Origin of the sequence: Nitrospira sp. (assembly GCA_035968315.1) — a bacterium.
Taxonomy (GTDB): domain Bacteria; phylum Nitrospirota; class Nitrospiria; order Nitrospirales; family Nitrospiraceae; genus Nitrospira_D.
Genome location: JAVYIN010000003.1, coordinates 354,943 through 364,765, shown reverse-complemented (window position 1 = coordinate 364,765; position 9,823 = coordinate 354,943). Strand labels below are relative to the sequence as shown.

Annotated in this window: 8 protein-coding genes and 1 tRNA gene; 5 read left to right on the top strand and 4 right to left on the bottom strand. The window is 59.4% G+C overall.

From position 1 onward, the window contains the following. Nucleotides 1-3,598 (top strand): PAS domain S-box protein (locus tag RI101_03625; GenBank protein MEC4889129.1); only part of this gene is annotated, 3,598 nt, incomplete at its 5' end. A gap of 312 nt (nt 3,599-3,910) precedes the next feature. Then, nucleotides 3,911-4,570, top strand: coding sequence for a MarR family winged helix-turn-helix transcriptional regulator (locus RI101_03620; GenBank protein MEC4889128.1), 660 nt, complete (start codon nt 3,911-3,913; stop codon nt 4,568-4,570). Nucleotides 4,571-4,600: 30 nt separating this feature from the next. On the opposite strand, the gene RI101_03615 is transcribed toward RI101_03620, so the two are convergent. After that, on the bottom strand, nt 4,601-5,095 hold the full coding sequence (locus RI101_03615) for a hypothetical protein (protein ID MEC4889127.1): 495 nt from the start codon (nt 5,093-5,095) through the stop codon (nt 4,601-4,603). A 116-nt stretch (nt 5,096-5,211) separates the two neighbouring features. Further along, nucleotides 5,212-5,694, bottom strand: coding sequence for a hypothetical protein (locus tag RI101_03610; protein ID MEC4889126.1), 483 nt, complete (start codon nt 5,692-5,694; stop codon nt 5,212-5,214). Between the two features lie 196 nt (nt 5,695-5,890). Here RI101_03610 and RI101_03605 point away from each other — a divergent pair. The 3 genes from RI101_03605 (at nt 5,891) to RI101_03595 (ending at nt 7,495) form a co-directional block, all read left to right on the top strand. Next, a tRNA-Glu gene (locus tag RI101_03605) sits at nt 5,891-5,968 on the top strand. A 127-nt stretch (nt 5,969-6,095) separates the two neighbouring features. Further along, nucleotides 6,096-6,950 (top strand): SUMF1/EgtB/PvdO family nonheme iron enzyme, encoded by an 855-nt coding sequence (locus tag RI101_03600; protein ID MEC4889125.1) that lies wholly within the window; start codon nt 6,096-6,098, stop codon nt 6,948-6,950. Between the two features lie 17 nt (nt 6,951-6,967). After that, nucleotides 6,968-7,495, top strand: a complete 528-nt coding sequence (locus RI101_03595) for a hypothetical protein (GenBank protein ID MEC4889124.1) — start codon at nt 6,968-6,970, stop codon at nt 7,493-7,495. A 35-nt stretch (nt 7,496-7,530) separates the two neighbouring features. On the opposite strand, the gene RI101_03590 is transcribed toward RI101_03595, so the two are convergent. Together RI101_03590 and RI101_03585 are read right to left on the bottom strand one after the other, a co-directional pair. Next, entirely contained in the window at nt 7,531-8,700 is a 1,170-nt protein-coding gene (locus RI101_03590; protein MEC4889123.1) for a PilT/PilU family type 4a pilus ATPase, read from the bottom strand. A 27-nt stretch (nt 8,701-8,727) separates the two neighbouring features. Next, nucleotides 8,728-9,783, bottom strand: coding sequence for a type IV pilus twitching motility protein PilT (locus RI101_03585; GenBank protein MEC4889122.1), 1,056 nt, complete (start codon nt 9,781-9,783; stop codon nt 8,728-8,730). Nucleotides 9,784-9,823 lie beyond the last annotated feature (40 nt).

Here is a 9,823-nt window from a genome sequence, read left to right as displayed (position 1 = left end):
GCACATCCGGTTCTATGCCGGGGCGCCACTGATCACCTCGCAAGGCCATGCGCTGGGAACCCTCTGTGTGATCGATCGCGTCCCGCGCCGGCTCACAGCCACGCAGCAAGAGGCCCTCCGCAGACTCGCCAGGCAGACGGTCCAGCTGTTGGAGCGCCGCCTGTACGATCTTGCCCATCACGATATGGAAGCAGCGCTTTTAGATCGGGAGGCGGGGCTGAAGGCGAGTGAGTCGCGCTATCGGGCTCTTTTTGAGAGCTCGCAGGACGCGATTATGACAGTGGCGCTACCCGCCTGGCGGTTCACCTCCGGCAACCCGGCGACCGTGCGCATGTTCAGGGCAAAGGATGAAGCCGAATTGGTCTCGCTCGGGCCGTGGGACTTGTCTCCAGAGCAGCAGCCCGATGGCCGGCCCTCGGGCGAGAAGGCCAAGGAGATGATCGATCTTGCGATGCAAACAGGGGGGCACTTTTTCGAATGGCGGCACAAGCGGCTGACGGGTGAAGAGTTCCCCGCCACGGTGCTGCTGACCCGGGTGCAGATCGGCGATAGCGTACAGGTACAAGCCACGGTGCGGGATGTGACGGAGGAGAAGCGGGCCGAGGAGGCGTTGCGTGCGAGTGAGGCCCAATACAAGCAGTTGGTCGAGAGCGCGAACGATATTATCTATCGCACGGATGCCGCAGGGCACTTTACATTCATCAGCCCATCGGTGGCACGGTTCATGGGGTATCCCAAGGAGGATCTGCTTGGCCAACGGTTTACGGTGCTTGTCAGACCCGATCAGCGCAAGCGGGTGGAACGGTTTTATGACCGCCAGTTTCTCCGGCAGATTCCTGATACCTATCTGGAGTTCCCCGTCCTCCGCCGGGATGGCGCAGAGCGCTGGGTAGGCCAGCAAGTCCACATGCTGCGGGGGGATAACGGGCAAGTGATTGGGTTTCATGCCATCGTGCGGGACATCACGGACCGTAAATTGGCGGAGGACGCGCTCAAGGTATCGGAAGAGCGCTGGAATTACGCGTTCGAGGGCAGCGGTGACGGAGTATGGGACTGGAACGCCAGGACCAACACGGTCTTCTTCTCTCGGCGCTGGAAGGCTATGCTGGGTTACGAAGACCATGAGATTGGAGACAGGCTGAGTGAATGGGAGAGCCGCGTCCATCCGGACGACAAGGTGTCGACTTATGAGGAGCTCAATAAGCATTTCCGCGGCGAAACTCCTCTGTATGTGTCTGAACATCGGGTTCTGTGCAAAGACGGCACATATAAGTGGATCCTGGACCGTGGAAAGGCGATCTCGCGCGATGTGGAGGGGAAACCGTTGCGTGTCGTCGGCACGCATACGGACATTACGGAACGTAAACAGGCGGAAGGGCTGCTTGAAGAACGGCATCGTTTGGCGGAGCTGTCCGCGGAGCTTCATGCCGCGCTGCTCGCAGACCATCCGATTCCACAGGCGCTGCAAGACTGTGCCGCCATCTTTCTCCGGCAGCTCGATGCGGCGATGGTGCGCATATGGATGCTCGGTTCCGGAGACCTGTGCGCCTCCTGCCATAAGGCGGCGCATTGTCTCGACCGCACCGAGTGTTTGCATCTGGCCGCCAGTGAAGGCCTCTCCCGCAATCTGAACGGCGAATATCGGCGCGTGCCGCTGGGCGCCTTGAAGATCGGCCGGATCGCGCAGGGCGGCGGGCCGATGCACACCAACCACGTGTTGGAGGACGAGCGCCTGCCTAATAAGGCCTGGATGCGGGAGCAGGGGCTGCAGGCGTTTGCCGGGTACCCGCTGATTGCCGGGACGCGCCTCCTTGGTGTCGTGGCGGTCTTTTCCCGGCATCCCTTCGATGAGGCTGCCTTGACGGCCATCGAGACGGCGTCGAAAACGATCTGTTTGGGGCTCGAGCGAAAACGCGCGCAGGATGACTTGCGGCGGGCCAACGATGAGTTGGAGCAGCGGGTGCAAGTCCGCACGGCTGAATTGACACAGGCGAATGAGGCGCTGACGGATCAGATCGTCAAACGCGAGCAGCTTGAACAGCAATTGCGCCAATCGCAAAAGATGGAGGCGATTGGGCGGTTGGCCGGCGGCATCGCGCACGACTTCAACAATCTCCTCACAATCATCAAGGGGTACTGCGACCTCACCCTGGCGAAGCCCAATCTGCGAAACGATCTGCGGCAGAGCGTGGAACAGATCAATAAAGCGACGGATCGGGCGACCGGGCTGACGCAACAGCTCTTGTCGTTCAGCCGGAGCCAGAATGTGGAGACGAAGGTGGTCGATGTGAACGACCTGGTCTCCAATATTTCGTCCCTCTTGCGTCGGTTGGTCGGCGAGCACATCCGTTTCTCGGAGTCGCTGACCGTTCAGCCCTGTTATGCGAAGCTTGACGCGATTGGGTTCGAGCAAGTCCTGATCAATCTGGTGGCGAATGCCCGCGATGCGATGCCGGATGGGGGACAGCTGACCATTCGGACGGCTCTTGGGGGGCCGTTGGAGGGGAAGGGGCCGCAAAAAATGAGCGGCCATGGGGAGACGGTGTTGGTGATGGTTTCCGATACCGGCATTGGCATGGATGCGGCGACGCAAGCCAGGATTTTCGAGCCGTTTTATACGACGAAGCCTGTCGGGAAGGGGACCGGATTGGGGTTAGCGACGGCCTATGGCACGGTGGAGAAAAGCGGCGGGACGATTTTCGTGGCCAGCGCACCGGGGGCTGGGACTACCTTTACGCTGGCCTTTCCACGGGTGGCGGCCCCTGAAATGAGCCGGGAGAGGCCGGCGGGATCTGGAAATGGCCGGGGATCCGAAACCATTCTTTTGGCGGAGGACGATCCGCAGGTTCGGGCGTTGACAAAAGCGGTCTTAATTGGAGCGGGCTATACGGTGCTGGAGGCTGGCCATGGCAAGGAAGGGCTGGCCATGGCGCAGGCCTACTCGGGCGTTATCCATCTCCTCTTGACGGATGGTCTGATGCCGGAGATGAATGGGTGGGACCTTGCCCGTGCACTGACGGTGCTGCGGCCGGATCTTCGCGTGCTGTTTCTGACGGGCTATGTCGATACGGCCATTCCTGAATATGCCACGCTGGAGCAGCAGGGGCGTGTGTTGCACAAACCGATCTCGAACGACGTGCTGACTCGCACCATACGCGAGGTCTTGGACCGTCCAGGTACGACGGCTGCGGTTGCGGCGTCTCTCAGGCGGCCGGTCTGGCATATCCTTGTGGTGGACGATGATGCGCAAATTCGTACGATGATCGAGGATCTGTTGACGGATGAGCCGTGTGAAGTGCGGACTTGTGCGACAGCCCAAGAGGCGCGGCGTTGTCTGCAGGGATACGCCGCGGATGTGTTGCTGGTGGACATGTTGATGCCGGATACCGACGGAGTCGAAACTATTCAAACGGTGCAGCGGGACTGGCCGGCGCTCAAGATTATCGCGATGTCCGGTGGCGGGGCGGTCAATGCCGAGATCTATCTGTCGCTGGCCAAGAAGTTTGGAGCCCGGGATACGCTAAGGAAGCCGTTTTCTAAACGAGATCTGCTTCGGGCGATCGAGACCGTGGCTGCGGCGGGATTCGGAGCCTCATAAGACCTGCTACCTGTCGCTGCAATCTGGCATCCCTCCCTTCCCTCCCCTTAAATACCGTACGAGTTGTTTCAGTGTCAGGCTCCTTGCGCAGGACCTCAAACATGCCGGGGCACAGGCTGGTACGGTTTTCGTGATTCCCGCAAAAGTAGTTGATATATATATGTAATTCTTCACGATTATCATGAGAAAGCCGTAAAGTAGTTGAAATATAAGGAATGAAAATCAGTCGGAGCTTGACGGGCATATAATGCAACCAATAAACTGGGGCCACAACGGCGAACTCTCCCCCACATTTTCAATGAGGGTTGTCACATGCAATTGATCAAGGTTGAACGGGATCCCCTTCCTGGCCGGGTCGTGGCTGGGTTATCGAAGATTGGACTGGCGATGAAGAGCCGGCCTTGGCGCCGGCAGGGGCGGCAAGGGGTTGGCCCGCTGCAAGTGCAAGTCTTGACCTTCTTGCGGTCGCAACCGAATCGGTGCGCGATGGTGTCGGTCATTGCGCGGGAGCTCTCGGTGAAATTGCCGACGGCGTCCGAGGTCATTCGTACCCTTGAGGAGAAAAAGCTGGTGCGCCGCCGCCGGTCGGATACGGATAACCGGGTGGTGACGGTCCATCTGACCGCCAAGGGGCTGAAGGCCGGTGAAGTCGTGACCGGATGGCCGGAGGCGCTAGCGGCAGCGACGGAGCAGCTTTCGAGCCAGGAGCAGGCGTCGCTTTTGACCATCCTCATCAAGTTGATTCGTTCGTTGCAGGTCCAGGGGGAAATCTCTGTCGCCCGGATGTGTGTGTCGTGCCAGTATTTCCAGCCCCATGCGCATGCCAATGCAGCCCAGCCGCATCATTGTCAATTGCTGGATGCTCCGCTTGGAGTCCCGACACTGCGTCTTGATTGTCCGGAATATGTCGCGGCGGCATCGGTCGAGGCGCAAGTAGCGTGGGAGAAGTTTACTCAGGCGAAGACTGCGTAGCCGGGTGAACGATCATGGTCGAGGGGCGCGCTAGGGCGTGATTTCCCGGCGTGGTTCCTTGGGGATATACAAGAGCCGGTCAGCTTCGATCTGCGAGAGCAGATCGTCCAACGCAGCCTGTAGCGCGGCCTCGATCGGCTCACGATCGGAGGCCGTGACCCACCGAACAGTTGATCCTGAAACGGTCCGATCCGCAAGATAGGTTTTGATCACGCCGCGCGGCGTTTCGCGCATCTCCGCCTGCAACGTGATGTGATACTGGTACTGTGCCTGCGAGGTCAGGGCCAGCTTCGTCGTGACCGCCAGCGTGAGGTCGCCGGAGTCCGAGGCGACCGAAGGGAACGTGCCCCGCTCGCGAACGTAGTGGATGAGCGCCGGCGCAAGGGTGCGTGGCCGCCATTCCAACAGTGTGATTCCCGGCATATGGTCCGCGCCTTGAACGGTCAGGCTGCTGAGCACGAGCTGCAGCGATCGAGGAATCGTCGTGTGTGTGGGCTGGGAAGGACGCGGGTGCACCTCAATCACATGGGTGCAGCTTGAGAGGAGGAGCAGGAGCAGCAGGCAGAGCCCAGCAGCAAAGGCTTGGGAGGGACCTGCTGCGGCTGGGAAGGGGTGCGGCGGGAGCATCGTAGGCAAGCGCATTAGGGTGTGGATTTGTCCGCGGGAGGCGCCATGATGTCGAGGTCTTTCAAGGCGCGCAGGGCCTGGTCTCGGAAGGACTGATCCGCCGTCTTTGTGTAGGTCGCAAGGATTCGCTGGTAGGTCGCGCGCGCCTGCGCGTAGTGCTTCTTGATTGCAAAATATTGTCCTAGGGCCAGCCAGTTTTGCGCGGCCGTTTCGTTGGCCGTTTGCATCAGCGCAAATTCCCGTTCAACCTGGCTGGTGCCTTTCCGTTGGGCTTGTGTCCGAACGGTCTCGGCCATCTGCGCTGCCATGGCTTCGATCTGCTCGTTTTCATGGATGGCGGGCTCCACGCGGTTGGCCTTCAAGTGAGTGTAGAAGGCTTCGACGTGGTTTTTCACAATGCCGGCACGTTGCTGGTAGCTGTCATGCGCGCAGCCGAAGGCCAGCAAGCAAAGGATGCCAAGGCCGGTCAACGACCTGTGTGCCGGAGATCTGCGCATGCGCGTTACCATGTTTTGCCACGACAAGGCTTGGAAGAAGGCTGATGGAGGAACAGTCTACCATACTTCATCGTGAAGCCGGTATCGGTGCGCCAGGGGTGCCGGTTCCATTGGCTAGCCGGCTATCGCAACAGTGTAGTGACAGGGCCGCTGTGAGTGTGGTAAAAAGCCGTTCGCTTGTGTGCCGTTGCCTCGGGTCCCCATCGTCTAGCCTGGCCTAGGACATTGCCCTTTCAAGGCAGTAACACGGGTTCAAATCCCGTTGGGGACACCACCTTCCTGTAGTCTGCACTTCCCATTCTCTTTCTCCCGTTGTGTTTGCCTGAACTGATGGGTACACTTTCCCGATGCGATAGCGTGCCGTGTGGCTGCCCGCATTGTGCATGATTGGGAGGACTGTGATGGGGCCTGCAATCTGTTGGAGCCTAGGGTTAGTCTTGCTTGCGGCAGTGCCGTTTGTCCAAGCGGCTGACAGAGGGACGCTTCCCTCTGCGTCGGGAGGAGCCGTGGAGTCGGTCAAGGGCAAGGATGGCGCGCCGATGGTGTTGATTCCAGCCGGACCGTTTTTAATGGGGAGCAACGAAGGGCTCCCGAATGAGCGTCCGGAACATCCGGTCACGCTAAACGCCTTTTACATGGACCGGTATGAAGTGACGGCTGGGCGCTATCAAAAGTTTCTTGAGTTCGGCAAGCAGGAAATCCCGTCAGTCCAGGATGATGATGCCGTGTCCTCCCTCGACGACCGTCCTGTTGTAGGGGTGACCTGGAACGAGGCCGCGAACTATTGCAAATGGGCAGGGAAACGGTTGCCGACCGAAGCCGAGTGGGAGAAGGCGGCGAGAGGAACGGATGGCCGGCGGTATCCCTGGGGCCACATGCAGCCGTTCGTCGATATCGCGAACTACAATCGGGGAATCTGGGTGAGCGAGGCGATTACGCTGGTACCGGTCGGAAGCGGGCTGGAAGGCATGAGCGTGCGCCATGGGCTGAAAGAAGGGGGCAGGAGCCCCTATGGCCTGTTTCACATGGCCGGGAACGCAGCGGAATGGGTGAATGATTGGTATGACCGCGAGTACTACCAAAAGAGTCCGGACACAAATCCTTCCGGGCCGAGTACAGGAGAAAAGCGGGTGTTGCGTGGCGGGTCGTGGGCCGATTTGCCGACGGCCCTGCGTGTGACGGCTCGATTTTCCGCCGAGCCGGAGTTTGAGGATCGGACGGTCGGATTCCGATGCGCCATGGATGTGGGAAAATAGATCTCACGGACCCTTCCATGCCCCAACCCCCTTCTGAAAAACCGCACTTCCCGCGCCAGCCGGAGCGCATTGTGACGCTGATCGTGATCGGTCTGGTATTGCTCTACGCCCTGTGGATGCTCAGGACGCCGTCACCGGTGTCTCCGTCTCCCGCGTCGTCGAGCAATCTGCCGGCGTTTGGGCTCGCTCAGGAACACGTTCCGTTGGTGACGGGAGACGAGCCCATCATTGAGATTTTTACGCGGGCCGGATGCCCCGTCTGCCACACTATTCCTGGCATTCCTGGGGCCAATGGCCAGGTTGGGCCTGCGCTTGTGTTGGGAACGACCGGGGAGCAACGCCTGGCGGATCCGTCCTATCACGGGACGGCCCGGACGGTGCACGAATATATCGTGGAATCTGTCGTGGAGCCGGGGGTATTCGTCGTCCCAGGATATCCTGAGCGGACGATGCCCGCGTGGTATGGAGCGAAGTTGAGCGCTCTCGCGCTGGAGAAAATCGCCGTGTATCTTGAGGCCCAGACGGACCAGCCTCAAGTAAAGTAACGGCGACTGGCTGAAAAATTTGCGGCCTGGCCGGCCTAGGTTTTTCTCAATTGCGTGACCTTCCCACTGCCCTGGATTTTGAAGGCGTCGCTTTGTGGCCCGAACCCTTGCTTGTCCAGCAAGGCATTGACGGCGTCGTCGCCCTTCAACCCTTCCAGCTTAATCTTCAGCCGTAAGTTGTTGGCGCTGTCGGCGTTGATCAAGGCTTGCTCCAGGCTGATTTTGTTGGCCTTATAGAGTTGGAGCAAGACATGATCGAAGGTCTGGCACCCTTCGTCGATCCCCTGTTCCATCGCTTCTTTGAGCACATCGATTTCCGCTTTTTTGACCAAGTCTTTGATGCGCGGGGTATCCAGCATGATTTCCAATGCCGGGACGCGGCGGCCATCGGTCGAGGGAATAAGCCGCTGGGAGATGATGGCCCGGAGGTTCAGGGAGAGCTGCAGATAGATCTGCGCATGACGCTCGACCGGGAAAAAGTTCATGATGCGCTCGATGGCCTGATTGGCGTTGTTCGAGTGCAAGGTGCCGATACAGAGGTGGCCGGTTTCCGCGAAGGTTATGGCGGCCTCCATTGTTTCGGTATCCCGGATTTCTCCGATGAGAATCACGTCGGGGGCCTGCCGAAGCGTATTTTTCAGCGCGTTTTGAAAGTTCAGCGTGTCAAACCCGATTTCCCGCTGGGTGATCAGCGATTTCTTGTGGCTGTGCACAAACTCGATCGGGTCTTCGACCGTGATGATGTGGCCGGCATGCACCGTGTTTCGGTGATCGATCATGGCCGCCAGCGAGGTGGATTTACCGGAGCCGGTGGCGCCGACCACCAGCACCAGCCCGCGTTTCGTCATGACGATATCTTTGATGATGGGAGGCAGCTGCAGCTGCTCGACCGTTTGAATTTCGGCTTTGATATGGCGGAAGACGAGTCCGACGTTGCCCTTTTGGCGGAAAATGTTCACGCGAAACCGGCCGAGTTCTTTGTAGTACAGGGCCAGGTTCATCTCCATCTTTTCTTCAAACTCGCCGCGCTGTTGTCCGCGCATCAGTGCCAGCGCCAGGGCTTCCAGCTGTTCGTTGGTAAACGGCGGGGCATCGGTGCGCTGGGTCGATCCGTGGATGCGATAGATGGGCGGGGCATCGATGGTCAGATAGAGATCCGAGGCCTCACGATCGACCATGACTTTCAAGAGGGTGCGAATATCCATAATCGGGACTCCGTGATATGAGGATGGCTACGCTGCGCCCACGGCCGATCCGAAGAGATTCGGGTTCATGCTGCGTGACTGGGCTTCAGCTTTGGTGACTACCCCGCGAGTAGCCAGGTCGAGCAGGGCCATGTCCATGGTTTGCATGCCGTCTTTCTGGCTGGCCTGCATGATGCCGGGAATCTGGTGGAGCTTGGCTTCGCGGATGAGATTGCGCACGGCGGTTGTTGCCACCATGATTTCGAGCGCAGCGGCGCGGCCGCCGGTTTTTTTCTTCAGCAAGGTTTGGGTGATGACGGCCTCCAAGGCTTCCGACAGCTGCGTCCTGATTTGGGCCTGCTGTGTGGGCGGAAAGGCGTCGATGATACGGTCGATCGTTTTGGGCGCGCTGGAGGTGTGCAGGGTGCCAAAGACCAAGTGCCCCGTTTCTGCCGCGGTCAGGGCGAGCTGGATCGTTTCAAGATCGCGCATTTCGCCGACGAGCACGATATCCGGATCTTCGCGGAGAGCGGATTTCAGAGCATTGGCGAAGGAGAGCGTGTGCACGCCCAATTCACGCTGGTTGACGAGGCACTTCTTCGATTTATGGACGAACTCGATCGGATCTTCGATCGTGATGATGTGTCCCTCGAAGGTATTGTTCAGATAGTCGACCATGCCGGCCAGGGTGGTGGATTTTCCGGAGCCGGTGGGCCCGGTGACCAGGATCAACCCCTTTTCCTTGTCGCAGAGCTGGCGGAGGATCGGGGGCATGCCAAGCTTTTCGAGGGGCAGAATCTGGGTGGGAATATTCCGGAAGACGGCGCCGAGGCCGCGCTGCTGGACGAACACGTTGACACGAAACCGCGCGATATCGCCCAGCTCGAAGGAGAAATCGCACTCGCGCTTCTCTTCAAAGTTTTTCCGCTGGGCGTCGTTCATCATGTCATAGATCAAGGCGTGGGTTTCATCCGGTGTGAGCGCGGGGTGGTCGAGCTTTTTGAGGTCTCCATGCATGCGGATCATCGGGGGCTCGCCGGCGCTGATGTGAACGTCGGAAGCGCCCTCTTTCACCGAGAATGTGAGCAGCTTGGAAATGTCCATGGTGTACTCTCCGAATTAAGACAAAATCATGATCGTGCGG

What these genes read in the sequence shown, in the direction of transcription:
- RI101_03620 (MEC4889128.1), top strand. Translation starts at nt 3,911, where the DNA reads ATGCAATTGATCAAGGTTGAACGGGATCCCCTTCCTGGCCGGGTCGTG.
- RI101_03610 (MEC4889126.1), bottom strand. Translation starts at nt 5,694, where the DNA reads ATGCGCAGATCTCCGGCACACAGGTCGTTGACCGGCCTTGGCATCCTT.
- RI101_03600 (MEC4889125.1), top strand. Translation starts at nt 6,096, where the DNA reads ATGGGGCCTGCAATCTGTTGGAGCCTAGGGTTAGTCTTGCTTGCGGCA.
- RI101_03595 (MEC4889124.1), top strand. Translation starts at nt 6,968, where the DNA reads ATGCCCCAACCCCCTTCTGAAAAACCGCACTTCCCGCGCCAGCCGGAG.
- RI101_03590 (MEC4889123.1), bottom strand. Translation starts at nt 8,700, where the DNA reads ATGGATATTCGCACCCTCTTGAAAGTCATGGTCGATCGTGAGGCCTCG.
- RI101_03585 (MEC4889122.1), bottom strand. Translation starts at nt 9,783, where the DNA reads ATGGACATTTCCAAGCTGCTCACATTCTCGGTGAAAGAGGGCGCTTCC.